The sequence below is a fragment of the Rhizobium sp. BK379 genome, from assembly GCF_014193955.1.
Classification (GTDB): Bacteria; Pseudomonadota; Alphaproteobacteria; order Rhizobiales; family Rhizobiaceae; genus Rhizobium.
In genome coordinates this window covers 180,934-207,356 of sequence record NZ_JACIAD010000002.1, presented here as the reverse complement: position 1 = coordinate 207,356, position 26,423 = coordinate 180,934, and the positions used below count along the sequence as shown (strand labels likewise).

Sequence of the window (26,423 nt, the reverse complement as noted above, 5' to 3'; positions counted from 1 at the left end):
CGCGTGATTTAGTGATCGTCGCGGGCCAGCACGACGCAGTAGCGTGCCGGCGCATGACCCGGATTGTGAAAGACATGGCCGTCACCGACCGGCATGAAGAGACAGTCGCCGGGCTTGAGACGATGAACGATCTCGCCGACGGTCATTTCCAGCTCGCCATCGAAGAGCCAGACATGCTGGGTCATGCCGCGGCTGGCGGCATGCGGCGGGAAGCTGACGCGCGCACCGGCCGGAAATTCGACATCAACGATATCGACATCCGAGGATGTACCCGGCGGCGAGACGGCGCGGCGCATATAGCCGGTTTCGGGATCGCGCCAGACCTGTTGGTCCTGACGACGCGATAGCGGCGACGCTTCCTGCCCTTCATCGGCAAAGAACTCTGAAAGCGACAGGCCAAGCGCGGCACAGACCCTCGCCAACAGCGAAGCCGTGGGGCTCGCTTCCGCCCGCTCGATGCGGGAGATCATCGCGCGGCTCACGCCGGAAGCAGTAGCGAGATCATCCAGTGTCAGCCCTTTTTCCGTCCGCAGCGTGCGAATGCGAATGCCGATTGCCTGCTCGAGTTCCTGTTCCATTTTTCAATCCATGATTCTACTATAAGAGAAATACAGGATCCAATGATGGAATCAAGCCCTCGCAAGCAGCCTTGCTTTCACCACGGCGGCGTCGATATATGGCAGCGGCATTCAAGAGCGGAGAGCAAGATGGACGGTATTGCGCAAGGCACTGAGACGGCGGAAAGCTTCACGACGGCCGCCTGGGACCGGATCAAGCCGATCATGGCCGAGATCGAGCGATTGCCGCTGCTGGAGCGGCTTTCGGATGGTACGCTGCCGCCGGAGGTTTTCCGCCACTATATCCTGCAGGACGCGATCTACCTGAAGCATTATGCCCGCTGCCTTGCGATCGTCGCCGCCAAAGCGCCCGATAATGCGCAGGTGCTGCGCTTTCTTGGGTCGGCGCAGAAGGCGATCACTGTGGAGCAGGGCCTGCATGCCGGTTTCCTGACGCAGTTCGGCATTTCCAGCGCCGATGTGACGGCGGCCGAGCCCTCGCCCTCGTGCTTTGCCTATACGAATTTCCTGCTGGCGACGGCCTACCACTGCTCCTACGCGGTGGCGCTTTCGGCCATCCTGCCCTGCTTCTGGATCTACTGGCATGTCGGCGAAGGCATCAAGAGCCGGCCGGCGATCGAGGGCAATGTCTTCCAGGCCTGGATCAACACCTATGGCGATCCGCAATTTGCAGCCGGTGCGCGTGAAGTGATTGCCTTGACCGATATCGCCGCGCGGGCTGCCTCGCCGACAGAGCGCCAGCAGATGATGGACGCCTTCGTGCGCGCCTCCCAATATGAATGGATGTTCTGGGATTCGGCCTGGCGACTGGAGACCTGGCCGGTCTGAGCCGTACGTCACGGTCTGCAAAATAGGGTAAACCCCGGTATAATTACCGCTTTGCGGGCGGTGAGCGCGCTGCTATATGGCGCGCATGAGCACCAATTCGACGACTCCGCTATCCCATATCCGCAACTTCTCGATCGTGGCCCATATTGACCACGGCAAATCGACGCTTGCTGACCGCCTGATCCAGACGACCGGCGGCCTTGCCGAGCGCGAAATGTCCGAGCAGGTGCTCGACAATATGGATATCGAGCGCGAGCGCGGCATCACCATCAAGGCCCAGACCGTGCGCCTGCACTACAAGGCGAATAACGGCGAAACCTATGTGCTGAACCTCATCGATACGCCCGGCCACGTCGACTTCGCCTACGAAGTTTCGCGTTCGCTGTCGGCCTGCGAAGGTTCGCTGCTCGTCGTTGACGCGTCGCAGGGTGTGGAAGCCCAGACGCTCGCCAACGTCTATCAGGCGATCGACAACAATCACGAGATCGTCACCGTTCTCAACAAGATCGATCTGCCGGCGGCCGAACCCGACCGCATCAAGGAGCAGATCGAGGAAGTGATCGGCATCGACGCCTCCGAGGCCGTGCTGATCTCGGCCAAGACCGGTCTCGGCATTCCCGACGTGCTGGAAGCGATCGTCCACCAGCTGCCGGCGCCGAAGAGCCCGGGCGGCGAGAAAGCACCGTTGAAGGCGCTGCTCGTCGATAGCTGGTACGACACCTATCTCGGCGTCATGGTTCTGGTCCGCGTCATCGACGGCGTGCTCTCCAAGGGTCAGACTGTCCGCATGATGGGCACGGATGCCAAGTATCAGGTCGAGCGCGTCGGCGTGCTGACGCCGAAGATGGTCAATGTGGACAGCCTCGGCCCCGGCGAGATCGGCTTCATCACCGCCTCGATCAAGGAAGTGGCCGATACCCGCGTCGGCGATACGATCACCGAAGACAAGCGTCCGACCGCCGAGGCCCTGCCCGGCTTCAAGCCGGCACAGCCGGTCGTCTTCTGCGGCCTGTTCCCGGTCGATGCCGCCGATTTCGAAGATCTGCGCGCCGCGATGGGCAAACTTCGCCTCAACGACGCGTCCTTCTCCTTCGAAATGGAAAGCTCGGCCGCTCTCGGCTTCGGCTTCCGCTGCGGCTTCCTCGGCCTGCTGCATCTCGAAATCATCCAGGAACGTCTCGAACGCGAGTTCGATCTCGACCTGATCGCGACCGCACCATCAGTCGTCTATCAGCTGACGATGACCGACGGCAGCGAGCGTGAACTGCACAATCCGGCCGATATGCCCGATGTCGTCAAGATCGCCGAAATCCGCGAGCCGTGGATCAAGGCAACGATCATGACACCGGACGATTATCTCGGCGGGATCCTGAAGCTTTGCCAGGATCGTCGTGGCATCCAGACCGAGCTGACCTATGTCGGCACGCGCGCGATGGTGACCTATGATCTGCCGCTCAACGAAGTCGTCTTCGACTTCTACGATCGCCTCAAGTCGATCTCGAAGGGCTATGCGTCCTTTGACTATCACCTCGAAGGCTACCGCGAAGGCAATCTCGTGAAGATGTCGATCCTCGTCAACGGCGAGCCGGTCGACGCGCTCTCGATGCTGGTGCATCGCGCCGCCGCCGAAAAGCGCGGTCGCGACATGTGCGAGCGGCTGAAGGAGCTGATCCCGAAGCACATGTTCAAGATCCCGATCCAGGCGGCGATCGGCAGCAACGTCATTGCCCGCGAAACCATCTCGGCGCTGCGCAAGGACGTGACGGCCAAATGCTACGGCGGCGACGCTACGCGCAAGCGCAAACTTCTGGAAAAGCAGAAGGAAGGCAAGAAGCGCATGCGCCAGTTCGGCAAGGTGGAAATCCCGCAGGAAGCGTTTATCGCGGCGCTCAAGATGGGTGACGAGTAAACACCTCAGCTTTTTGACGGACGCGCATAATCGGGCACACGAAACCGGCGGCGATAGCTGCCGGGCGTCAGGCCCGTCATGCGCTTGAAGAGCCTGCGGAAAAAAGCCGGCTCTTCATAGCCGACCTGCCAGCTGATCTCATCGACCGGCGCATCCGTGCGCTCCAGCCGGCGCTTTGCATCCTCCACTCTCAAACGCTGAACATAGGCAATCGGGCTGATACCGGTTGCCTGGGTGAAGCGGCGCTTGAAGGTGCGCTCCGTCAGGCCAGCATGACGGAACATTTCCTCGATGGGATTGGCGACCGAAAAATGGCTGGAAAGCCATTCCTGCGCCGTCTGGATCGCTATATCGCCATGATCCCTGCGGCCCTCGAAAACGATATAGGGCGCCAACCCATCCTGATGCCATTGCAACGCGAAGAAACGGGCAATTGCCTGCGCGGCCGAAGCACCCGCATGACGGGCGATCAGGTACAGGACGAGATCATGCCAGGTCATGGAGGCACCGGAGGTGATCAGTTCTTCTCGCCCGCCACAAACGACGAGCACACGCTCGGGATGGACGGGTACCTTCGGAAAGCTTGTCCGGAAAGCCTCGGCATAGCCGAAATGCACTGTCGCATCCATGCCGTCGAATAGCCCGGTCTCTGCCAGCAGAAAGAGCCCCGAACAGGCCGAGCAAATCAGCGCGCCACGCGAATGCATGGCGCGAACCCATTCGACAAGTTCCGGATAACGCCCCTGCTGCCATCCACGCGATGGCAGCAGAACGGAGGGCACGATGACGATATCCGTGTGGTCGAGAGACGAGATGCTGCGCTGGACGGTAATCGGCAGACGGCTTGCAAGTTCCAGCGGCTCGGCGGATGTACCGACAATTTCCACCTTGAAGGGCGCTCGGCCGCCGAGGACATCGCTGGCTGCCAGCAGAACCGCAAAGGCATTCATGACATCGAAAATGCCGCTCAGGGTCGATACCACAGCCTCGGGAATGGCCACGAGGCTGACATGAAGCGGCCTGGAAACGACTTGATCGGTGCCGGATTGCATCTCATCCCCCGGAAGAAACAGGTCCGCTATTCGTTTCTTTTGCCTACACCGGCATGATGATTGGCGCAAATGGCCCGCTTATGGCCCATGCCGCTCTGCCGCAATACCCCGTCTGCTGTCATTCCATTTCCATTCCTAACATTTCGACAGGAGAAGGAAATGGACCAGATAAGAAGCAACACGATCGATGCGGCCAAGCTCGACCTCATCGTCTCACGAGCAATCGACGATCTCTCAGCCGGCTATGGCGGCGTGATGGTGAGCATCGGGCACCGGCTCGGCCTTTATAAGGCAATGGCGAAGGCGGGGCGGATCAGTTCGCACCAGCTTGCGGCAATCACGGGCTGCGCCGAGCGCTATATCCGCGAATGGCTGGGCTCACAGGTGGCAGGTGGCTATGTGATCTATGATGCGGCAAGCCACGGCTACGAATTGCCGCCAGAACATGCGCTGGTGCTGGCGCAGGACGACAGCCCGGTTTTCATGGCTGCGGCCTGGGCAATCCCCGCCTCGATGTGGGCTGACGAGGACAAGGCCCTGGATGCATTTCGCACCGGCGCCGGCATTCCCTGGGGCGATCACGATGGCAGGCTCTATTGCGGCGTGGCATCGCTCTACCGCAACGCCTACAAGGCAAGCCTTGTTGCAGAATGGCTGCCGGCGCTCGATGGCGTCATCGAGAAACTGAAGGCTGGCGCACTGGTGGCAGATGTCGGCTGCGGTCATGGTCATTCGACAGCGCTGATGGCCGAAGCCTTTCCGTCGTCGCGATTCCATGGCTTCGATTCGCATCCGGAATCGCTCGATGAGGCCCGGCAGGTTGTTGCTGCGGCGGGCGGAACAGAGAGAGTGACATTCGAAACCGCGAGAGCGGACGCCTATTCTGGTTCAGGCTACGACCTTATTTGCTTCTTCGACTGCCTGCATGACATGGGCGACCCGCTCGCTGTCGCAAGACACGCAGCCAGAACCATTGCCCATGAGGGAACGGTAATGCTGGTCGAGCCCTATGCGAAGGATGGGATGGAAGACAGTATCTCGCCGGTCGCGCGCATGTATTATGCCGCCTCGACGACGATCTGCTGCGCTCATGCGATCTCTGATGGCGGCCATATCGTGCTTGGCGCACAAGCCGGTGAGAAACGGCTGGCCGAGATCTTCCGGAAGGCCGGTTTCACGCGATTCCGTCGAGCGATGGCAACCCCGTTCAACCTCGTACTCGAGGCGCGACTCTGATCATTGCGGTCGAAGCCGAATGCCGCAGGGCTGATATCGTCAGTTCTGCGGCATCTTCTGTCCGGAGTGAAACTCCTACAGCCCCGCTACCCAGCGGTGCCATTCTTCTTCGCTGCCGCGGAAGGCATTGAGGTCGATTCGGCCTTCGACGCCATGAGAGAGGCCAGAGCCGGAATATTGCCAGAAGAGCCATTTGCGGTTCGGATAGACCTTCGAAGGATGTTCGGCGACCGCGCGTAGCCAGAAGTGATAGTTCTGGAAGGCGCCTTCGAGATTATCCGCGTAGAAATCCGGGGCCGTATAGATGATCGGTCGCTTGCCGTAGTGCTGCTCGATCTTCTCCATGAAGACCTGCATTTTTTCCAGCACGCGGGCGCGGGAGAGCTTCACTTTGCAGCTCGATTCGCCGTTCCATTCGACATCGATGACCGGCGGCAGGGCGTCCGGATCGCGCGGCACGTTGCGGATGAACCAGTCGGCCTGCTCACCGGCCGTGCGGCACCAGTAGAAGAAATGATAGGCGCCGCGCTTGATGCCGGCCTCTTTGGCGCGCCGCCAGTTTGTCTTGAACATCGGATCCAGATGATCGCCGCCATCCGTTGCCTTGATGAAGGCGAAGTTGGCGCCGCGGGTCCGGAGCGTTTCCCAGTCGATGTCGCCCTGCCAGCGCGAGACGTCGACGCCGTGGACGGCCAGTTTGCGCGGAGAGACCTTGCCGAAGTTGATCGGCTTGGCATCGCGGAACCCATAACCATAGACGCGCGAGCGGCCACGGGTCGGCGGTTCTATGGCAGGTGCCGCCGCCATGGCGAATTCGACGGGGCGTTCGCTCGGAATCGGCATACCCGGCTGCGATGTGGCTGAAGGCGTCACTGCCGAGAAGGCGCGGGACTCCGGCAGGGGCGCTTCCCAGGCGAGGCTTGCCTGCGGAGTGGCATCGGCTGCAGCAACTGTAGCCTGGGGCACAGGTGCCGGCGGCGGCGTGACAGAAGCCGTGATTTCCTTCGAAGGCTTCGGAGCAACACCAGCCGAAAGATTTTCCGGACCGGAAGCCGAAGAGCAGCCTGCCAGAGCAAGGCAGGCGACGAGGATAGCTGGGATAGCCGTGGAACGCATGGGCACCGTGACGCAAAACAAGAACCAGGGTGCCTCACCAGATCCGTGAAAACACCAATCCGGAATAGCTAATGGAAAATTATCAAAAAAGACTGAATCCGAACTTTCCGTCCGCAGATTCGGTGCCAGGCGCATTGCAACGTCTTTTGCGAGCTTCTAGATCCCTCGGATTAAAGGAGATTCCCATGACCGAGAAAACCCGTGTGACGATCCTCTACTGCACGCAGTGCAACTGGCTGCTGCGCGCCGCCTGGATGGCGCAGGAACTGCTGCAGACCTTTACCGACAGCCTCGGCGAAGTGGCGCTCATTCCCGGCACCGGCGGCAATTTCGAGATCCGTGTCAATGGCGAACTGATCTGGGAGCGCAAGCGCGACGGCGGCTTTCCCGGACCGAAGGAACTCAAGCAGCGGGTGCGCGACATCATCGAGCCTGACCGCGATCTCGGCCATACCGACCGCGCATCGCTGGAGAGCTAACGTTCAATTATAAGGCGAATTGCAGGTCTTGTAGATGCCTTCATAGGTCAGGAAGCGATCGGTGCGCGGATTGTAGGATCGATATTCGTTCCGGCACCATTGCTGATGGCGGACCTGATTATCCGCCGAAGGCTGCACGCGCGGTGCCGGCGGCGGACCGTAGGTCAGCCGTGGCGGCAATTGCCCGGGCGGCTGATAATAATTCGGCCCGGCTGCATTCGGTGGGAGATAGTTCGGCTGGACGTAGGCAGGGCGATGCCACTGCTGCGGACCGAAGCCGAAGCAGCCGCGATAGTCGCAGATCGTCGACTGCGTATTGAGAGGCCCAAGCGACGGCGAGGCGGCATTGGCTCCCATCAATGGCAATACGGCAAACAGACCAGCAAGAAGGATAGAGCGAAGGTCGAACATGGCGCGTTCCTTTCCAATACCCATTATATAGGGTTGAGAAATGAGCCATGCCATCCACTGATCCGTTGGGTTCGACCACAGCTTCGTGAAGCTTTTTCACAGACTGTCAGGAAAACTTCAAAAACCCTGTTGACAGTAACGAGCCACCCCCGTACATGGCTCTCCGTCGCCCAGATGGCGGAATTGGTAGACGCGCCAGCTTCAGGTGCTGGTACCCGAAAGGGTGTGGAGGTTCGAGTCCTCTTCTGGGCACCATTCCCATTGATCCTCAATGAGATCAAACAGATACGGGGTCTCCCTGTTATCTGTGCCCACCGTTGTGGTGTTCGTTCTCTGCGTCTTTATTCACCGATAATAATTGATCTCGAGCAATGCTTCGCACTGCCATATAAATGCCGATATGCCGCACTTTGATAGAACTATGCGCATCCAAGTTTACATCATCGCGTTTCTCCTCAGCGCCATCATGTGGGGCGTGACGTTCGATGCTGCGAGGAACGCGTATCGCGCCGCACATACGGCTGGGTTGATGCCGAATCTGCATATTCAGCATAAGATCGACCGGATTCTCTAGGCTATTCGATCCCGTGGAGGCCTCTCCGCCCGGATCGCCGCCATGTCCCTCCAACTCACTGGCAAAAGAGCCGAAGCAGCACGCAAACGCCTTTTTCCTGCGTCACCTTCGGCGACCATTCGAAGCGTTCGAGGAACAGACTAGCGCGTCATACCGCGGATTTTTCAGGGGAGCGGGCCAAACCACCCTCGAAGGGAAAAGCGTTCCCACTGGCGGGACCAACTCACCGAGATTTTAGGAATATTTAACCTTAAAGTGTTAGAAATATTTCCAGATAAGCAAGAGCGAAACCACCTGACATGTCATCCGTAAACGAGCAGATTGAACAGTTGAATGTGCAGAAAGAACTCCGCCGAAAGGCCTTTTCTGAGAGCATGAAACTGCGCCCGCAAACGCAGGTCAGGTTGAGCGAGGGGATCTTCAGCAAGGCCGAGAATACAGACCAGATCTCGTTGGTGAACCTCAAGGCCATCGAGCAGTTCGAGCCCGACACCATCTACATACTGAACAACAATGACATCGCTCAGATTGGGCAGAAGTATGTGGGCATGTTCGCCAACGAACCGCGTGCCCATGTCTGCATCTGGGATTTCGACAATCATCATGATGTCGCGATGTCCCTGAATTTTGCGATGCTGTCCGACTTTTACGTGCCGTGCCATCCGCACAATAATGAGACTTACGCGCAGGTGACCAAGGCGATGGGGCGCCCTGTAAGTGCAGCGGTCATCCAGTGGTCACGCGACTATCTGAGCGAACATCGCGATCGCCTCCTGGCCGCCACGCGTGATCCGGAACCCCTTGGACGACATATCCTCTATCCGCAATTCCCCGAGCGCAATGCGTTGCTCCAGACGCTGAACACGCATTTCAAACATGTCGGTCCGGCGGCGCGGACATATCATGACCGCACGGAGTTGGACCGGTTGGACGAATGGGCGGCGCATATGAGCCATTGGATCGTCCCGGTCCGTGGCGATCTGCCTATCCGTGTCTTTGATGCGCTGATCACCGGGGGCGTGCCGATCCTTCCAGCCAGCCTGAGGGATCTTCCCGCGCTGGCCGCTCTGCAGGAGCATCTGTTCTATTTCGAGCCGAGCGATGTGGCGGCCCCGCAGGCCATTGTCGAGGCGGCGAACGCACATTTCCGCAAGCAGGGCGAGGCCGGTGTGCTCGCGCGTCACGAACTGGCCATGGCGACCAGCCACCTGGACGCGCGCGTTCAGGAAATCCTCGCGCAGATTTACGGATACCTCAATCCGGCCAATTGATCGCGACCGGGGCGCCGTCTGCTGCTGCCGAACGTTCGATGGCATCCAGGCTGCGAAGGACTTCCTCTACCTCCTCAACCGGAGACGGGTTGTCGCGCACGCCACGGATCAACTCGACAAAGGCGCGCAGTTCGCGGGTTAGAGGCAGCTCTGGGTCATAGCTGAGGGCGACACTCTTTCCGTCGCGGATGAGCGTGACCTTCTGCGTGGCTTTGTCATCAAAGATGAGACGTCCCCTGGTGCCCGCGGCCGTGATCCGAAAGGCTGGATCTGGCGAAAGCCAGCTGGCCTCAAGGTCGAAAGGTCGCCCTTCGTAGGACAATTGTGCAGCCACGCGAAGCGGGCGCGCTCCGCCTTCAAGCGACCGGGCCGTCGCGCGCTCGGCCGGAGCGGCGAAGATCCGTGCTGCCAGTGAGAGCGGATGCGGCAACCAATCCCATATCACGGACGTATCGTCGCGGGGTTTGCCATTGGCGCAGAGCGCAGTTGCCGATTGGATCGGGCCGATCTCCGGCAGGGCCGCACAAAAGGCCTCTGCGGCCGGGTTGAACCGGTGCAGGTGCCCCGCAAAGACGTGGCCGGCAGCTGCACCAGCCGCCGCCTTGAGGCGCAGGAAATCCTCGAGGCATGTGGCCAGAGGTTTTTCAATAAAGCACGGCATCCCCGCCTCAACGAAAGGGAGCGCCGAGGACACGTGATCTTTGCTCCTGTTGGCGATGATGACGCCGTCAACAGAAGCGCCGGGGCCGTTCAGCGGCACCCAGCGCACTTCGGGCAGGCTGTCCAGAGTGGCGCCAATGATGCGCGCCCAGGCACCCCGCCCGATGAGGCCCAGTGTTACCACCTATCGTTATCCGGCCTTCTTGAGCGCCGCTTCGGGCTCGAAATCGATATAGTTCCGCTCATTGCGAGCCCAGTCGATGAAGCGCGCGAGACCATCTTCGACATCCACCTCGGAGGTATAACCAAAGGTTTCCCGCGCCTTGGTGATATCCGGGCAGCGACGGTTAGGTTCTCCCGCCGGATAGGTGTCCGGATAGTCGATGCGGGTGAAGGAGGCGCCCGGCAGCAGCTTGGGATACATCTCCGCCAGCTTGATCATCGAGATTTCGTTGTCCGGGTTGCCGATGTTGTAGGCCTCGCCGCACTTGCCCTCAAGCAGCGTCATCAGGAAGCCGTAGATGGCGTCGGTGATGTAGCAGAAGGTGCGCGTCTGCAGGCCGGTGCCGTGGACCGGGATCGTACGGCCATTGAGCGCCTGATAGGTGAACATCGGGATCACGCGGCGGTCGTTGTGACCCATGCCCGGACCAAAGACGTTGAACGGGCGCACGATCTTTGCCGGCACGCCGTGGTGCTCTTTGTAGATCGTGCAGAGCGTCTCACCCAGACGTTTGGATTCGTCGTAGCAGGCGCGCGGCCCAACGGTCGAAACGTTGCCGTGGTAATCTTCCTTGATCGGCACCGCGCGGGGGTCGGGATCGCCGTAGATCTCGGAGGAGCTGAAGAACAAGAAGCCCTCGAGGTTCTTGTTGCGTGAAGCCAGGTCCAAGAGGTTGCGGGTGCCATGCACCGCGCTCTCGATGGTCTCGAGCGGATAACGCATGTAGAAAACGGGTGATGCGATGCCCGCAGCCTGGATGATGAAGTCGATATCTTCGCGCACGGGCAGCGGATGGGTCACATCGGCCCAGACCTGCATGATGTTGGGATCGCGCACGATGCTTTCATCGAGGTTCTTGGTGCCGGTGATGTAGTTATCCACCGAGATGACCGAGCAGGGCTTGTCCAGCACGTCGTTATTCAGCTTCTGAAACACCTTGACGAAGTGCTTCCCAAGGAAACCCGCCCCCCCTGCCAGCAGGACAGTCTTCCCGGAAAACCGATGGGCATTAGCACCAAGCCGCTCGACAATACGTTGAATTTCTTTCGACATTTCTTTCCCCATTCCAGTGATCAGGAAGCTATGAGTTCAACAAGCGGAATTGGCATGTAGTAGTCATATGCATTGCTAGTCTTTTTCCGAATGTCGTCGATGTATTCGTAGGCGAAGACCACCAGCACTTCGGGCTGATAGGTCTCAAGTTCAGAGGCAGACACAACCGGGATATGCGCGCCGGGCGAGGTGCGTCCCTGTTTCAGCGGGCTGTCATCGATCGTGAAAGGCAGCAGATCTCTGTCGATGCCGCCAAAGTTTGTGATGGTCGAAAGCCGGGCAGGCGCGCCGTAGCCTGCCACCTTGACGCCCTCCTCCCGCCAGCGCTTCAAGCCAGCGACCAGCCTGTCGGTCAGATCGCGGCAGCGCTGGCCAAAATCTGTCAGTGCCGCAGTGTTCAGCACCTTCAACTCGGTCGCGATCAGCTCCGCCAACTCCGGGGCCTCGGTGCCGGCCGCCTCGCGCATCAATGTGAACCGAAGGGAGCCGCCATGCTGGGCCACAGGCTCAAGCCCGGTGATCACCATGCCGTGCTTGCCGAACAGCTGCTTCATCGACGAGATCGAGTAGTAGAAGATCCGGTCGAGGTAGAATCGCTCGAACTGCACCTGGCTGATCATGTTGAGGATATACTCGACCTCGATCACCAGCTTGCCGTCTTTCGCCATCAGGATGTCCGCTGCGCGGATGAACTGATCCGGTGCGTCAAGATGCGTGAAGACGCTGCTGGCGACGATCACGTCCGCCGGGCCGTGGCTGTCCAGCACCTGCCGCGCCGAGGTTTCCTCGAAGAAGGCGCAGAGCGTTTCCAGCCCCTCGTCATTGGCGAGCTTGGAGACATTGATCGAAGGTTCGACCCCCAGCGCCCGAACTCCGAGCCCTTTGAGCGGACGCAGCAACACGCCATCGTTGGAGCCCACGTCGACGACGAATTTCGCTTCCTTCAGTTCCTCGGCGAGCGCCTCGAAATGGCGGACGAGACCGCCATTGACCGAGCTCAGGTAATAATAATCCTCGAACATGAGGGATCGCGGGACCATCTCTCCAAGCTGAACATTCTTGCAGGTTTCGCAAAAGAACACTTCGAGCGGGAAGAATTTCTCCTCCTGAAAATCACTCGGCTTGGGATATTTGTTCGCGAGGGGCTGGCGCCCCAAATCCAGAAATTTGTTCAAGATCTGTCCGTCGCACAGAGAACAACATTTCGACATTGGGAATCCTTACCGTTCGCTGCGCCATCGTGGGGAGCATGCGCATCCCGCTGCGTTTCGGCTGCCGCGTTCGAGCTTATCGACGCCAGGCCAACACGCCTTCCGATAGCTAAGTTTCTAGAGATTTAAGCTTGTGGGAAGCTTTCGATCGCCCCATCCAACTCTCGCAATATTTGCGCCTCGCTCGGAACAAAGCGGGACAGGGATCCGCGCAGCCAGGAACGGTCATTGAGGTAGTTGGCCATGAAGCCCTGCTTGGTGATTGCGAAACTTGCCGGCGACAGAATGGCTTTCGCGGCAAGAAGGAAGCGATACAGGCCCATGAATACGTCCGTCCAATCCTTGGAGGTGCCGTCGGAGGTCGCATCCGCGGCGAAGTAATTCAAGGGATAGTCGAAGAACATCGCCCTGTTCTTCTCGAGTGCCAGCAGGAAAGGCACGGCATAGAGATGCAGCGTGTCTCGGAAGGCAGCAAGCTTCCCGAGGCTTTCGATGATCAAGTTGCTCCGGTAGAGAAGGCCGACATGTCGGGGAACGTGGCCGAGGAAGTGCCGGCGAAACGTTTCCGGCTCGTCCATCAGCTTGGGGTTGGTATAGAATGGCGGCGACAGCGTATATGTCAGCTCGGTCGCGAGCATGTCTGCCGATCTGTATTCGCAATGATTGAACAGAACGGCATCGTGCTCCTGCCTGGCAGCGAGTTCCAGCAGATCAAGCGGATTGACCTGACCGCAGCTGAAAACGTCGGCATCGCCTATGCTGAAGATGAAGTCGTAGTTCCGAGCATGATCGGCGTAAAAGTGAAACAGGTTGTCGTCGAAGCCTGACCCCTTGTTGGTTACATAGAGATCACAAAGCGGCTCGAGAATGTGTCTGGCGGCGTTGTCGGGATCGGAGTCGGCCACGACTGTCTCGAAGACGACGAGGCCGGTATATTTGCTTCGCAGATCGATGATCTGGGAAAGCAGACGCACCAGCTGGATATCGCGCCTGTACGTTGTTATCAGGAGGCATATTTTCATGATGTTAAAGCTTTCCCGAGTGTTGTCGCAGGCAACTCGACCGGTTCTTCTGGTCCAGGCGTGCATCAGTTCGCTGGTTCCGCGCCCTCAATTTTCGCGCCTATCCAGAAAACTTTGATAGGTTTGCTCGAGACCAGTCGTCAGCGGGCGGGCATTGTTCCAGCCGAGTTCGCGCAGACGGCGAAGATCGGCAAGCTTGCGCGGCGTCCCATCCGGCCTCGTGGTGTCGAAGGTGAGCGAACCATCGAAGCCAATCGTCTTGCTCACGAGGCGGGCAAGCTCGGCAATCGACAATTCCTCACCAGAACCGATATTGATCGGCACCGGGCCGGAGTAATTGCGCAGCAGGAAGATCACAGCATCGGCAAGGTCATCCACATGCAGGAATTCCCGCAACGGCGTACCGCTGCCCCAGATCGTCAGGGATTCAGCACCGTTCACCTTGGCTTCGTGAGCCTTACGGATGAGGGCCGGCAGAACGTGGCTTGTCTCGAGGTCATAATTGTCGCCCGGCCCATAAAGATTGGTCGGCTGGGCCGATATGAAATCGCGTCCCTGCTCCTGGCGATAGGCCTGGCAAAGCTTGATGCCGGCAATCTTGGCGATGGCGTACCACTCATTGGTCTTTTCAAGCGGACCGGTGAGCAAGGATTCCTCGCGGATCGGCTGTTCGGCGTCGCGTGGGTAAATGCAGGTGGAACCGAGGAGAAGAAGCTTGCTCACGTCAGCACGAGCAGCCGCTTCGATGATATTCGCCTCGATCATCAGATTGTCGTAGAGAAAGGCAACCGGCGAGGCGCTGTTGGCGGCAATGCCGCCCACACGCGCAGCGGCGACGATGACGGCATCCGGCTTGTTGTCCTGCAGCCAGCGTCGCGTCGCGGCCTGATCGGTGAGATCGACCTCACTGCGAGGTGTTGTCAGTACCTCGCAGTTCAGCTGCGAGAGCACCCGGACCAGGGCCGAACCGACCATACCGCGATGGCCGGCGACCCAGATCCGTTTTCCCTCTATCTGAAAAGCCGGGTTCATCCGTTAGTCCTTGTCTCGCTGATGAACCGAGTTTGCAGCATGTTCCTTGATATCGGAATTGACCATTTCCACGATCATTTCCTCCAGCGTCGTCGTGGCGCGCCATCCAAGTTCTCTTTCAGCCTTGGAGGGATCGCCTAGCAGAAGATCGACCTCCGTCGGACGGAAATAGCGCGGATCGACTTCGATCAGACAGCGATCAGTGCCGCGAACGTAGCCACGTTCGTCCACACCCTTGCCACGCCATTCTATGTCGATGCCTGCGACCCGGAAAGCCGTATCCACGAACTCACGGACACTGACGGTACGCCCGGTCGCCAGGACGTAATCATCCGGCTTGTCCTGCTGCAGCATCCGCCACATGCCCTCGACATAATCACGGGCATGGCCCCAGTCACGCATGGCGTCCAGATTGCCGAGATAGAGGCGATCCTGGTCGCCGGCGGCAATGGCCGCTGCGGCGCGGGTGATCTTTCGCGTCACGAAAGTTTCGCCGCGACGCGGGCTTTCATGGTTGAAGAGAATGCCGTTCGAGGCGTGCATTCCATAGGATTCGCGGTAATTGACCACGATCCAGTATGCGTAGAGCTTGGCCACGCCATAGGGTGAGCGCGGATAGAAGGGGGTCGTTTCCTTCTGCGGCGTCTCCACCACCTTGCCATAGAGTTCGGAGGTCGAAGCCTGATAGAAACGCGTCTTGTCCATGTGCAGGATGCGCAAGGCTTCCAGGATGCGTAGCGTGCCCATGCCGTCGGCGTTCGCCGTATATTCCGGCGTTTCGAAACTGACGTGAACGTGAGATTGCGCAGCCAGATTGTAGATTTCGTCCGGCTGCACTTCCTGAATCAGGCGGATCAGGTTGGTGGAATCGGTCATGTCGCCATAGTGCATCGTGAAGCGGCGATTGGTCTCATGAACGTCTTCATAGAGATGATCGACGCGCGCCGAGTTGAAACTCGATGACCTGCGCTTGATGCCGTGTACCTGGTAACCCTTGGAGAGCAGCAGCTCCGCAAGATAGGAGCCGTCCTGTCCGGTTACGCCTGTAATCAGAGCACGCTTTGGAGCCGTATTCGTCATTTGTCTTCGCTCTTAGCAGGGGCGGGCAACAGAGGCGAAGGCGTCGGCCACACGCGCAATGTCCGCTTCATTCAGGTTGTGATGATTCGGCAGATAGATGCCGTAATCGTGCACCTTATCGGCGTTCGGAAGGGCGAGCCGTGGATGGTCGCGGAGCCAGAAGGGATGGCGCGCGATGTTGCCGCAGATCAGCGGCCGGCATTCGATGTCGAGCGCGTTGATATGTTTGTAGGTTTCGAGCCGGTTCTCGATGAAGGTGCCGTAGGCGAAGGACGACAGAACCTCGGTATCTCCCGACTGGGAGAAGAAGTCCGGCAGCGCCTTGCGGTAAAGGTCGAAATTGATACGGCGGCGTTCGACGATCTGATCGAGCTTCCTGAGCTGCGACCGACCGAGGAATGCCTGGAGGTCCGTGGAGCGCAGGTTATAGCCGGCATGGTAGAAGGTGTAGAGGTTCTTGAACTCATCGACCCCGTTCTGCTCTGCCAGAGATTGGCGCAGTTCCGGCTTGAGATCGCGGCTCCAGCCGTGCGAGCGCAGGGAAAGCATAAGCTGGTGCAGATCGGGATCGTCGGTGACGACCATGCCGCCCTCGATCGTCGAGATATGATGGCCATAATAGAAGGAGAAGCTGCCTGCCGTGCCGATCGTGCCCAGCTTGCGGCCCTTGTAGGCCGAGCCGAGCGCCTCGCAGGAATCTTCCAGCAGGATGACGTCGTAACGCTCGCAGATGTCCCTGACAGCATCCATGTCACCGGCATGGCCGAGAACGTGGACCAGGATCAGCAGCGCCGGCGGATCCGTGCGGCAAAGGTCTTCCAGATGGTTGAGATCGATACCCAGCGACTTCGAATCGCAATCGCAGAGACGCACATCGAAACCAAGCTGGAGCAGCGGCGAAACGGTGGTGACCCAGCTGACGCCGGCGGCAATCGCCTTGTTATTGCGCAGGCGGCCCGCTTCCTTGAGCGCGGCGATCATCAGGAGGTTCGCCGACGAGCCGGAGTTGACATAAACTGCGTGACGGCAGTTCATCCAGACAGCGAATTCCTGCTCGAAGGCGAGTGTCTGCTCAGCCTTGGTCAGGCGGTTGCCGGCGAGTATCCATTCGGAGAGCGCCTCGAGCTCACCCTGGTCGATGGTTTCCTCTGCGAGGCGGATTGGACGATCTTGAGTAACTAAGCGGATTGGACGCCCTACGGTCATTACGATGCCTCCCTGATACGCACAGCGCGCATCACTTTCATTTCGAGATAGTGGCGGGTAACTTCTGCGTAAGCGGCGCGCAGTCGCGCGGTCTTCTCGCCGGACGCGAAGGCGTCGATGGTGATCGAACCCTCGTGGAAGCGGAAGAAGGCAAGCGGTTCACGCACGTAGCCGATCGCTGGATAGCGCAGCATTGAAAGCAGCGAGACGAAAGCATCCGGGCCGACGCCGCGATATTCGTTGATCTGAAGCGGCAATCGCCCCGGATAGAGCGCGTCGATCAGAATTTGCCGGCGATAGAGCGCTGCGCCAGGCGAGATCAGCGAGCCAAGAATCTGTCTCTCCAACGCGTCGACCGGATAGGTGCCAGTCGCGGGCAACCAGTCCGTAAACTGGCGAAGTTTGGTGGGCAGGCCTGGGCCATCCATAACGTCGGCGCCGGTAAAGGCGAAGCCGGTTTCCGGAGTGATGACGGCAAGGCACGCCTCGATGAAGGTCGGTGCGATCCAATCGTCGTCATATTGCAGGTGGACGAATTCTCCGGTGGCGTGGAGTGCGCCTTCAAGCCAGCAGAAATGCGGCCCGAAATCACGCTCACGGCGGATGTAGAGGATGCGGTCGCCATAAGCCTCGGCCACCTTCGGCGTATCGTCGGTGGACCCGTGATCGACGACGATAACCTCGCACGCCTTCGTTTGATTCAGGGCGCTGTCGATGGCGACAGGCAACATCCCTGCCCTGTTAAAGGTCGGAATGACGATGGAAACAGTCTCAGACATCAAAGTCTCCTAATAATTGTCTAAGCCGTGAGATATCGGCGACGAGAGTGTCCGAGCCGCCGGTCGCCCTGATATCGAGGGGCCGGGAGCTGAAACCCTGAACGAAATCGCGGATGGTTGTGCCACGGCCGGAGCCGACATTGACCGGCCCCGTTGCGGAGGAAAGGGCGAGGCGCACGACAAGCTCTGCCGCATCCTCAGCCGGCAGAAAATCCCTGACGCTGTCACCGCCCGGAAGCATGAAGGGTCGGCTCAGGTCCTCTTCTGCCAGCCGACGCTCGATGGACGGCCGAAGGAACGAACCGGTTTGCGCTGGATCGTGAATCGAGAAAACACGTGCCGCACAGAAAGCGCGGCCGGATGCCTCGCAAATGTCGGCCGCAACGCTCTCGCCGACCCATTTTGTCCTTCCGTAGAAGGAAGGTGGCGCCTTTTCGGCGTCCTCAGCTATCGGCAGGTCCGACGGCGCATAGATATGGCTCGATGAGCAGTAGAGGAACGTTGCCGGGTGCGCCTCGAGCGCCGAGAGAAGATTGATCGTACCGCCGACATTCACGGCATAGGCACGGGCAGGATCTGCCTTGACCGATGCCACCGGCACCAAAGCTGCCAGATGAACAACCTTATCGATCGGCTGAAGGGCAGAGATCGCCGCTCGCGTCGCCTCGATATCCGTGAGGTCCGCCTTGTTGGCGATCACATCGGCGCCTGGCGCAAATTGGGCGAAATGCCTGATAACATGCCTGCCCAGAATGCCGCCCGCCCCGGTTACCAGGACCCGCATGGACGCACCTCTCGATGAACTGCGCACCCTGCCGGGAGCCTTCGGCTGGCAGAGGTCAGGTCGCGCTTTTGCTGCATCCAATTTCCTTATTTCCCGCTGGGGCGCGTCCCTTCGCGACACAACGAACACGTTAAAAAGCCGACTTCAGATGACCGGGTGGCCGCCCCCAGGATTTCCAACCACGGCAATTGACGCGAATGCCCGGCTCATGCCATCTCCTTCATGGTTAACACCAATGCCGCCTCTGCCATGCGCGAACCTTGCGCGAAAGGAATTGCCTGAGATGCATTTTATTAAAGCAAGGACGCAGAGTGATCATGGGACCGCGCTGGTGACGGTGTTCTGCGCGGTGTGGCACCGCCAGAACAACAAGCTGGACCTGCTGAAGTCGCACTACATCAACCTGCGCCAGCAAAGTGTCGACGTGCGCATCATCTATATTTTCGACAATGGTGATATGCCGCCCGAATGGCTGGATGCGGACTGTTACGTCTTCTCTCAACCACTCTCGATCTATGAGGCCTGGTCTGCAGCGGTGGCATTGAGCAATTCATTGTTCGTGATGAACCTGAATATGGACGACCGCCTGGCCACAAATGCGGTCGAGCTCCTGGTCGGAGCGGCGTGCGCTTCTTCTGCCGGAATGGTTGGAGGCGAGTGGCTGGTCTGCTTTGACAATTCCCATCTGGATGAGCCTTTCAAAGCACCGATACTGACGGCATCCGAATTTGCGCCGGAGTGGCCTCCGAGGCCACGTGAACGCCTGAGGCTTGGATCGGGCACTGGCGAGCGCGGCACTTTTGGTCCGGCTACGCTGTGGAGCCCGAAGATGGTCGGGAAATACTATCCGAGCTATTTTGGCGACGGATCCCCGATCAGATCGGTCGGCGATGCGCTGTTCTGGCATGTATTCCAGCAAAAGAATCTTAAAACCATTCGCCTGCCGCTGCTGATCGGGAAATATTTCTCTTCACCGTCCGATCAGGCGGAATTCCGGGCAAATCAAGACAATGAGCTGTATCAACGATACGGTCTGTCCAGTCTGTCCTTCGCCGACCGCATCGTTGGTGGCGAGGTACCGCAATTGGCATTTCGGCCCGCTGGCTAAGGTGTAGTGCTGCAGGAAGATTGCTCGCAATCGCCGTCAAGTCGCTGAACGATTATGGCGCCGTCAGGATCTTCGGACACAATCGCAACGCAGAAATCGCCCGGCTTTCAGCGCACCGGCTGGTAATGGCCACGCAGCGGCACGCGGCTATCCATCGAAATCACGCCGTCGCGTTCGCAGACATACATCAGCGTCGGCATGCCGCCGGAGCGGAAGATCTCGTCGTAGCGGCGGCGAACCTGCACCGTTTCGGTGTGACAGTCGTAGGATTCTTCCACCTTCTTGTCTGGCTGCGCCTTCACGCCCGGAAGATCCTTGTAGGGATAGAGCGGCTGCACGGCCTGCTTGCCGGAATTCTGCCAGTCTATGGCAGACGCGGGCGCAGCAGACGCGCCGGCAACAAGCGACAGCAGGACAATCGCAGCGAACCGCATCACAACCTCTCTCATGGGCACACTTCTTGCGGTGCCCATGTTCTGGATGTAGGAAGATTGGAGGCTGCCATCAAGCGGACGCGCGGACGGGCTTGCGGAAATAGCTTCTGATGGTCGGATGAGAAAAGAGGCCGGCGAGGATCGCAAAACCGGCGCCGACAGCAAAGCCTGCAAGCAAGCCACCGATCATGCCAGCGACCATGATGACTTTCTTGCTCGGCCCATCCGCCTTCACGGGAACTTCTGCGGGGGAGACGACGCGGATATTGCTCTGGCTGAGGTTTTGTTCTTCGCTGGTCTCGCCGGAACGCTTCAGAACTGATTCGTAGAGTTCGCGGGCGGCCGTCGCCTTGCGCTGCAGCTCGTTCAACTGCACCTGCTTGTCCGAGGTCGTGGCCTGCAGGGCTTTCTGTACCGCCAGCTCCTTGGCGATATCGTCCTCGGCCTTCTTCGCCTGTTCGTATTCTGCCCTTGCCGAAGTCGCGACGCGCTGGAGTTCGTCTTTGATTTCCGCTCCGATGCTACCCAGCGAAGAGCGCGCAGCCTGAAGGCGCGGATGACGCGAACCCATCTGGCTCTGCAGGCTGCCGACGACTGCGGCCTGGGCGGCATATTGCTGCCGCAGGCTGACGAGCGGCGATGTGCCCGTGGCGCCGTCCGTCTGGCTGCCTGCGACGACATCTTCGACCCGCAGATTTGCAGCGGCATCGGCGCGGGCCTTGGCCTGAATGGTCTTTTCCTGGGCGGTAACGAGCAGCGCATTCAGGGATGAAAGGCGCTGATCGGAAATCAGATTGCCCTCGGTCGCCGCCATGTCGTTGTCGGCGCGGAAGGTTTCGACCGCCTGCTCCGCTTCCTGCACTTTCCGGCGCAGATCGTCGAGGCGACCGTCGAGTGCTGACGAGGTAGTTTCGTAAAGACCGGTCGATGCGCTGCTTTCCTCCTGCATGAAGGAGGTGACGACCTGATTGGCGAGCTTTGCGGACTTTTCCGGGTCCCGCGTCGTTGCGGCGAGCGAGACGACGTAAGTATTGTTCTCGCGCGTGATCAGCAGAGCCTTCTGAAGAGTGCCGATGATGGCAGCACCATCTGTCCTGCCACCGGTGAATTCCGGATCCTGATCGAGCTTCATAGCATCGGCTACGCGACGCAATACGTTGCCCGAGGTCAGCAGTTGAACCTGGCTGTCGATCAGCGTCGAAATCATTTCCGGCGACGGGGCCGCATTCTGTGAGCCGCTGTCGGCAAGACCGATCTGACGCGGATCGAAATAGAGGGCGGCAACGGCGGTGAATTTCTGCGGGATACGAGGCGCGATCACCGCACCGGCAGCGGCACCGACGAGGCAAAGACCGGCAATAATCAGGCGCCGGCTCCAGATGGCGGCAACCGCAGATCTGATATCCAGCAAGGGTCCGGCGACAACAGATGTCTGCTCGACCACGGGTTCCGGCGTTGAAACGGTTTCGGGCACGACAGGAATATCGCCGCGGAGCGGCCCGGCAGGACGGCTTTCCGACGCTGCCGGCCGAACCGGAGGCGGATCGGGCTCGGGAGGCGGTGGGGGCGGAACGAAATCTGTCGGCCGGATGATCGGGCTGCGCGCACGAGTGCCTTCAGGCGCAGGCTGAGACGACTCATAACTGCGCCAGGCAGGCAAGCGGCTCACCCTGTTCCCGTCATATTGTTTCATAACACCGCATCCACCCGGCGAGAAAGCATGGCCAAGCAGGAGCGACTTTAGAAATTCTTAGCTAACGGACCGTTAAGATGCAGGCATCGAAGCCGACGTGGCGACCTGCCGCGACCCCGCGAGGATAGCCATGAGACGGAAAAGACTGCTGCACGGGCTGCTGGTTGCCGCCGTTACGGCCGTTTCGTCCATCGCTCATGCCACCGAGGCACCGCTTTGCTATTACGGGGTCAATCTCTCCGGCGGCGAATATGGCGAACGCGGTGGCGTCTACGGCACGAACTACACCTACCCGACCGAAGAAACGATCAGCTATTTCGCGAAGAAGGGCATGACGATCATCCGCCTGCCCTTCCGCTGGGAGCGGCTTCAGCCGAAACTTGGTGCACGGCTCGACGATGATGAACTGCAGCGCTTGAAGGATGCGGTCGCGCTGGTTCGCAAGCACAAGATGAGTGTACTGCTCGATCCGCATAATTTCGGCTATTACGACAAGGATCAGATCGGCAAGCCGCCGGCGACGAATGCAGCCTTCGCCGATTTCTGGGCTCGGCTTTCCGTCGAATTTTCCAATCACGATGGCGTGCTCTTCGGGCTGATGAACGAGCCGCATGACATTCCCGCGGCCGATTGGCTGAAAGCCGCCAATGCTGCGATCCGCGGCATTCGGGCGGTAGGCGCACGCAATCTCATCCTCGTTCCCGGTACGGCCTGGAGCGGAGCTGCAAGCTGGGAAACCGATGTGATCGGCGGCGCAAACGGAACCGTCATGCTCGGCGTACGTGATCCGCTCGATTTCTACGCCTATGAATTTCATCAGTATCTCGACGCGGATTCTTCGGGCACGCACGAGACCTGCGAGGGCGCAAAGGCCGCGACCGATGCCATCACCAACGTGACCAGTTGGCTAAAGAAGAACGGCAAACGCGGCTTCCTCGGTGAATTCGGCGCGTCTGCCAATGCAGATTGCCTCGATGGCCTGAAGACGATGCTCACCACCATGTCCGACAATAGCGATGCGTGGATCGGTTTCTCCTACTGGGCGGCTGGAGAATGGTGGCCGGCCACCGAACCATTCAACGTACAGCCGCGTGACACGCCCGAGCGCCCGCAAATGCGTCTGCTTGAGCAGATGGTACCCAAACATGCGCCCGACTGCGCGGCGGTAAAGCCGGCGGGGAAGTGACGTGACAGCAATCGGAGAGACAAGCATTAGATTCGAAACGGTTGCTGGTGCGGCGAGCCCGGCTTCGCGTCTCGATTACCCTGTCCTGCTCCTCGGGCTGCTCTCGGTTCTCTACAATGGCATCCTGGCCTTCATAAACCACAACGTCATGCCACTTTCGATGACGCATGTGGCGGCCAGCGAAGGCCTGATCATGGCAAGCGCAATCATCTACATCCTGCACAAGGGGATTTATGAGGAAGACCTTCCAGCCTTCCTGTTCATGCTCTTCACGCTGATCGTGACGATCTATGTCAGCGCGATCAACCGAATGGCCTTTATCGATCATCTCCGCAACGTCCTGATCATCTTCTGCTTCACGGGGCTTGGCGGCTGGTGCAACGAGCGGACGCTGAAGCTGATCTTCCGGGTGGCCTGTTTCATGGTGCTGCTGTTCCTGATCTTCGAGATCATCAGCGTACCCTTCTATGTCAGCATCGTGCATCCCTCCGACTATTTCGCCAACACGCGCGGGCTGAAGCCGCTCAGCTTCAACACGACCGGTCTTTTCCAGAATGCGCTCGGTTTTCCCGGCCGATTCTCCTTCGGCATCATCGACCACCGCTCCTCGTCGATCTTCCTGGAACAGGTGTCGCTTGCCAATTTCTGCGGCGTGATCGCGGTCTACCTTATTTCGATGTGGGACCGGCTGACGCGGCTCGACCGGGCGCTCGCCATTGCGACAGCGCTGCTGATCCTGACGACCAACGATACCCGCACGATGCTCATCTTCTGCATTTGCTGTATCGGCGGTTACTTCGTCTTTCCGAAAATCCCCAAGGCCTTCAATCTGGCGCTGATGCCGCTCATCGTTTGCGCCGGCTTCCTCGTCTACATAAAGGACCCCAATGCGATCGGCGACAATTTCACCGGGCGCATCAATCTGACGATGAAGAAGCTGATGGATCTCGATCCGCTGGCGATCCTCGGGCTTTCGGTCGATAAAGTCGCCGAATTCGCCGACAGCGGCTACGTCTATCTCGTCTACGGCGCCACGGTCTTCGGAGTCATCACCTTCTGGCTGTTCGTCTGTCTGTTTCCCGCGGGCACCAGCCCGGCGCAGAAGCGCTGCGCCCATTCACTTTCTCTTTTCATTTTTCTGAATATGATGATCGGGGGAACGGCAATCTTCTCGATGAAGATCGCCGGCCTTCTCTGGCTTGTCATCGGGTTCATGCGTTTCCGCGACACGCCACGCATCCGGCAGGATCGTCCGGCAAATATATTGAGTTGACGAAGCGGCCTGCCGAGGGCCGATCCGCAAAGCCTGTGGGAGCAAGACATCAGATGCTTGTCCAGCTGCAATATCTGCGTGCCATCGCGGCGCTGATGGTCGTTTTTTTCCATGCCATTCTGCAGCTTGCCAAGGTCAATCCCGCCATCGACGCGACCTCGTTCATTTATGGCGAAACGGGTGTCGATATCTTCTTCGTGCTCAGCGGCTTCGTGATGTGGCTGACGACAAGCGGACGAAACATGACGCCGGCCGATTTCGCCCGCAAGCGTGCCAAGAGGATCGTGCCGCTCTACTGGCTGGCGACGCTCTTTTCGGCGGCTGTCGCGCTTATCGCACCGTCGCTTCTCAAGTCTACCGCTTTCGATCTGCCGCATCTCATGGCCTCGATGCTGTTCCTGCCGTGGATCAATCCGGTCGACCCGACGATGATCGCTCCCGTCATCGTGCCCGGCTGGACGCTGAATTATGAGATGTTCTTCTATTTCGTCTTCGCGCTGCTATTGCCGATCCGCGAGGACTATCGGCTGCCTGCTCTGTTCGGCGCCTTTGCAACCATCCTGATCGTCTGCCATTTACTGCCGGAAACGACCGCCACCAAATTCTACGGCCAACCCATCATCCTGGAATTCCTGGCCGGCGCGGCGCTCGGCTGGCTCTATGGCCAGAAGCTGCTGCTGCCGCAGCACTGGGCCTGGGTTTTGCTTGCTGTCGGCTTCGCCTTCCTCTTCATCAACGAGGATCTGGTGCGGCCCGAGGATCGTTATTATGCATGGGGCATACCGGCAGTCTTCATCGTCTATAGCGCTATTTCCATCGATTTTTCGAAACTTCCCTTTGTCCGCTGGCTCAACTATCTCGGCGACGCCTCCTACGAAATCTATATCACGCATGCCTTCACGCTGGCGTTTCTCCGGATCATCGCCAATCATTTCCCGATCGGCGTGCTTCAGCAGCCTGTCATCTTCGTGATCCTATGCCTCGTGCTCTCTTCCATCGTGGGAGCGATCATTCACGAAATCATCACCCCACGCAGAAAAGTCCGGATCGCCAGCCGGCCAGCCACCTGACCTCAAACTATCAGAAGGCGAGGACGGGATTTCGAACGGCGCAGGCAGAACGGAGTTCTGCGTGGCGTGTCATAAGCTTGCGGTCATGAAAGCAAATGCCGCAGGCATGAAGGTTCGGCTTGCAATTTATTGCAGAAATGAAAGCTTGCCGGCCTGTTCGAGGCTGCGGCTTTGATCTAAGCACGGCCGGCGGCTGGAGAGAGGGAAGAGGACATGACGGACTATGTATTGACGGTAACCTGCAAGTCGACGCGCGGCGTCGTGGCGGCGATTTCGACCTACCTCGCCGAAAAGGGTTGCAACATCATCGATAGTTCGCAGTTCGACGACCTCGATACCGGCAAGTTCTTCATGCGCGTCAGCTTCATTTCGGAAGAGGGTGTGTCGCTTGCCGAGATCCGCGAAGGCTTCAAGCCGATCTACGAGAAGTTCGGCATGGACGCGGAAGTACATGACGGGAGCGAGCGCCTGAAGGTGCTTCTGATGGTCTCCCGCTTCGGCCACTGTCTCAACGACCTGCTCTACCGCTGGAAGATCGGCGCGCTGCCGATCGATATCGTCGGCGTCGTCTCCAACCATTTCGAATACCAGAAGGTTGTGGTCAACCACGACATTCCCTTCCACCACATCAAGGTGACGAAGGAAAACAAGCCGCAGGCCGAAGCCCAGATCCTCGACATCGTCGAGCAGACGGGCACCGAACTCATCGTGCTTGCCCGCTACATGCAGGTTCTCTCCGATGCCATGTGCAAGAAGATGTCAGGCCGCATCATCAACATCCACCACTCCTTCTTGCCGAGCTTCAAGGGCGCCAACCCCTACAAGCAGGCCTATGAGCGCGGCGTAAAGCTGATCGGTGCCACGGCGCATTACGTGACGGCCGATCTCGACGAAGGCCCGATCATCGAGCAGGACACGGCTCGCATTACCCATGCACAAAGCGCCGAAGACTATGTCTCGATCGGCCGCGATGTCGAAAGCCAGGTACTGGCGCGCGCCATCCATGCGCATATCCACCGCCGCGTCTTCCTCAACGGCAACCGCACGATCGTCTTCCCCGCCAGCCCTGGAAGCTATGCCTCCGAACGCATGGGTTGAACCAAGGACCCACTCCTTCCAATCCTCGGCTGGCACAATCTTCCGTTGCTTGTCGGC

General features: G+C 59.2%; 25 protein-coding genes and 1 tRNA gene. 11 read left to right on the top strand and 15 right to left on the bottom strand.

The annotated features are described in order from the left end of the window. Positions 1-8: 8 nt before the first annotated feature. Positions 9-578 carry an XRE family transcriptional regulator gene (locus FHT93_RS11990; protein ID WP_113013176.1) on the bottom strand — a complete coding sequence of 190 codons (570 nt, stop codon included), beginning with the start codon at positions 576-578 and terminating at the stop codon, positions 9-11. Between the two features lie 129 nt (positions 579-707). Here FHT93_RS11990 and tenA point away from each other — a divergent pair, with 129 nt between their 5' ends. Both tenA and lepA read left to right on the top strand, forming a co-directional pair. After that, positions 708-1,406 carry a thiaminase II gene (gene tenA, locus FHT93_RS11985; RefSeq protein ID WP_113013177.1) on the top strand — a complete coding sequence of 233 codons (699 nt, stop codon included), beginning with the start codon at positions 708-710 and terminating at the stop codon, positions 1,404-1,406. Between the two features lie 76 nt (positions 1,407-1,482). Then, a complete protein-coding gene (gene lepA, locus FHT93_RS11980) occupies positions 1,483-3,315 on the top strand; it encodes a translation elongation factor 4 (RefSeq protein ID WP_113013178.1) in 1,833 nt (610 codons plus the stop codon). Between the two features lie 5 nt (positions 3,316-3,320). Here lepA and FHT93_RS11975 read toward each other — a convergent pair whose 3' ends face one another. Further along, the gene (locus tag FHT93_RS11975; protein ID WP_183847744.1) at positions 3,321-4,367 is read right to left on the bottom strand and encodes a helix-turn-helix domain-containing protein; all 1,047 of its coding nucleotides are present in this window, start codon (positions 4,365-4,367) and stop codon (positions 3,321-3,323) included. A gap of 159 nt (positions 4,368-4,526) precedes the next feature. On the opposite strand from FHT93_RS11975, the gene FHT93_RS11970 reads away from it, so the two are divergent. Beyond that, positions 4,527-5,603 carry a class I SAM-dependent methyltransferase gene (locus FHT93_RS11970; RefSeq protein WP_113013180.1) on the top strand — a complete coding sequence of 359 codons (1,077 nt, stop codon included), beginning with the start codon at positions 4,527-4,529 and terminating at the stop codon, positions 5,601-5,603. Between the two features lie 75 nt (positions 5,604-5,678). Here FHT93_RS11970 and FHT93_RS11965 read toward each other — a convergent pair whose 3' ends face one another. After that, complete coding sequence (locus FHT93_RS11965; RefSeq protein ID WP_113013181.1) at positions 5,679-6,719, bottom strand: GH25 family lysozyme; 1,041 nt, start codon at positions 6,717-6,719, stop codon at positions 5,679-5,681. 185 nt (positions 6,720-6,904) lie between these two features. Between FHT93_RS11965 and FHT93_RS11960 the strand changes: the two genes are divergently transcribed. Further along, positions 6,905-7,198 (top strand): SelT/SelW/SelH family protein, encoded by a 294-nt coding sequence (locus FHT93_RS11960; protein ID WP_183847742.1) that lies wholly within the window; start codon positions 6,905-6,907, stop codon positions 7,196-7,198. Between the two features lie 3 nt (positions 7,199-7,201). Here the strand turns inward: FHT93_RS11960 and FHT93_RS11955 are convergent, their stop codons facing one another. Next, positions 7,202-7,609, bottom strand: a complete 408-nt coding sequence (locus tag FHT93_RS11955) for a BA14K family protein (protein WP_112541945.1) — start codon at positions 7,607-7,609, stop codon at positions 7,202-7,204. Positions 7,610-7,777: 168 nt separating this feature from the next. On the opposite strand from FHT93_RS11955, the gene FHT93_RS11950 reads away from it, so the two are divergent. Both FHT93_RS11950 and FHT93_RS11945 read left to right on the top strand, forming a co-directional pair. After that, positions 7,778-7,864, top strand: a tRNA-Leu gene (locus tag FHT93_RS11950). 693 nt (positions 7,865-8,557) lie between these two features. Then, positions 8,558-9,454, top strand: coding sequence for a hypothetical protein (locus FHT93_RS11945; RefSeq protein ID WP_246781599.1), 897 nt, complete (start codon positions 8,558-8,560; stop codon positions 9,452-9,454). Here the strand turns inward: FHT93_RS11945 and FHT93_RS11940 are convergent. From FHT93_RS11940 to FHT93_RS11900, 9 genes are all read right to left on the bottom strand, one after another. After that, positions 9,438-10,298: a Gfo/Idh/MocA family oxidoreductase gene (locus FHT93_RS11940; protein ID WP_183847738.1), complete on the bottom strand. Its 861-nt coding sequence runs from the start codon at positions 10,296-10,298 to the stop codon at positions 9,438-9,440. The genes FHT93_RS11945 and FHT93_RS11940 overlap by 17 nt on opposite strands. 6 nt (positions 10,299-10,304) lie before the next feature. Further along, a complete protein-coding gene (locus FHT93_RS11935; RefSeq protein WP_112541948.1) occupies positions 10,305-11,402 on the bottom strand; it encodes an NAD-dependent epimerase/dehydratase family protein in 1,098 nt (365 codons plus the stop codon). Between the two features lie 8 nt (positions 11,403-11,410). Beyond that, a complete protein-coding gene (locus tag FHT93_RS11930; protein ID WP_183847736.1) occupies positions 11,411-12,601 on the bottom strand; it encodes a class I SAM-dependent methyltransferase in 1,191 nt (396 codons plus the stop codon). A gap of 125 nt (positions 12,602-12,726) precedes the next feature. Then, the gene (locus FHT93_RS11925; RefSeq protein ID WP_183847734.1) at positions 12,727-13,623 is read right to left on the bottom strand and encodes a hypothetical protein; all 897 of its coding nucleotides are present in this window, start codon (positions 13,621-13,623) and stop codon (positions 12,727-12,729) included. Between the two features lie 87 nt (positions 13,624-13,710). Beyond that, the gene (locus FHT93_RS11920) at positions 13,711-14,655 is read right to left on the bottom strand and encodes a GDP-L-fucose synthase (RefSeq protein WP_210299277.1); all 945 of its coding nucleotides are present in this window, start codon (positions 14,653-14,655) and stop codon (positions 13,711-13,713) included. A gap of 3 nt (positions 14,656-14,658) precedes the next feature. Further along, positions 14,659-15,735, bottom strand: a complete 1,077-nt coding sequence (gene gmd, locus FHT93_RS11915; protein WP_112541952.1) for a GDP-mannose 4,6-dehydratase — start codon at positions 15,733-15,735, stop codon at positions 14,659-14,661. A 12-nt stretch (positions 15,736-15,747) separates the two neighbouring features. Beyond that, positions 15,748-16,941, bottom strand: a complete 1,194-nt coding sequence (locus tag FHT93_RS11910; RefSeq protein ID WP_183847732.1) for a DegT/DnrJ/EryC1/StrS family aminotransferase — start codon at positions 16,939-16,941, stop codon at positions 15,748-15,750. Further along, positions 16,941-17,720, bottom strand: coding sequence for a glycosyltransferase family 2 protein (locus tag FHT93_RS11905; RefSeq protein WP_113013189.1), 780 nt, complete (start codon positions 17,718-17,720; stop codon positions 16,941-16,943). The genes FHT93_RS11910 and FHT93_RS11905 overlap by 1 nt, the downstream gene beginning before the upstream one ends. After that, complete coding sequence (locus tag FHT93_RS11900; protein ID WP_183847729.1) at positions 17,713-18,504, bottom strand: NAD(P)-dependent oxidoreductase; 792 nt, start codon at positions 18,502-18,504, stop codon at positions 17,713-17,715. The genes FHT93_RS11905 and FHT93_RS11900 overlap by 8 nt, the downstream gene beginning before the upstream one ends. Here FHT93_RS11900 and FHT93_RS11895 point away from each other — a divergent pair. Further along, the gene (locus FHT93_RS11895) at positions 18,503-19,612 is read left to right on the top strand and encodes a glycosyltransferase family 2 protein (RefSeq protein ID WP_246781597.1); all 1,110 of its coding nucleotides are present in this window, start codon (positions 18,503-18,505) and stop codon (positions 19,610-19,612) included. The genes FHT93_RS11900 and FHT93_RS11895 overlap by 2 nt on opposite strands. 107 nt (positions 19,613-19,719) lie before the next feature. On the opposite strand, the gene FHT93_RS11890 is transcribed toward FHT93_RS11895, so the two are convergent. Both FHT93_RS11890 and FHT93_RS11885 read right to left on the bottom strand, forming a co-directional pair. After that, on the bottom strand, positions 19,720-20,046 hold the full coding sequence (locus FHT93_RS11890; RefSeq protein ID WP_112970122.1) for a hypothetical protein: 327 nt from the start codon (positions 20,044-20,046) through the stop codon (positions 19,720-19,722). A gap of 70 nt (positions 20,047-20,116) precedes the next feature. After that, positions 20,117-21,739 carry a GumC family protein gene (locus tag FHT93_RS11885; protein WP_183847727.1) on the bottom strand — a complete coding sequence of 541 codons (1,623 nt, stop codon included), beginning with the start codon at positions 21,737-21,739 and terminating at the stop codon, positions 20,117-20,119. A 130-nt stretch (positions 21,740-21,869) separates the two neighbouring features. Here FHT93_RS11885 and FHT93_RS11880 point away from each other — a divergent pair, with 130 nt between their 5' ends. The 4 genes from FHT93_RS11880 to purU all read left to right on the top strand — a co-directional run bounded on the left by FHT93_RS11880 (position 21,870) and on the right by purU (position 26,366). Beyond that, positions 21,870-22,925, top strand: coding sequence for a glycoside hydrolase family 5 protein (locus tag FHT93_RS11880; RefSeq protein WP_183847726.1), 1,056 nt, complete (start codon positions 21,870-21,872; stop codon positions 22,923-22,925). A gap of 1 nt (position 22,926) precedes the next feature. Further along, positions 22,927-24,198 carry a hypothetical protein gene (locus tag FHT93_RS11875; RefSeq protein ID WP_183847724.1) on the top strand — a complete coding sequence of 424 codons (1,272 nt, stop codon included), beginning with the start codon at positions 22,927-22,929 and terminating at the stop codon, positions 24,196-24,198. A 53-nt stretch (positions 24,199-24,251) separates the two neighbouring features. Then, the gene (locus FHT93_RS11870) at positions 24,252-25,268 is read left to right on the top strand and encodes an acyltransferase (protein ID WP_183847722.1); all 1,017 of its coding nucleotides are present in this window, start codon (positions 24,252-24,254) and stop codon (positions 25,266-25,268) included. 213 nt (positions 25,269-25,481) lie between these two features. Beyond that, positions 25,482-26,366, top strand: coding sequence for a formyltetrahydrofolate deformylase (gene purU, locus FHT93_RS11865; protein WP_112542755.1), 885 nt, complete (start codon positions 25,482-25,484; stop codon positions 26,364-26,366). The last annotated feature ends 57 nt before the right edge of the window (positions 26,367-26,423 follow it).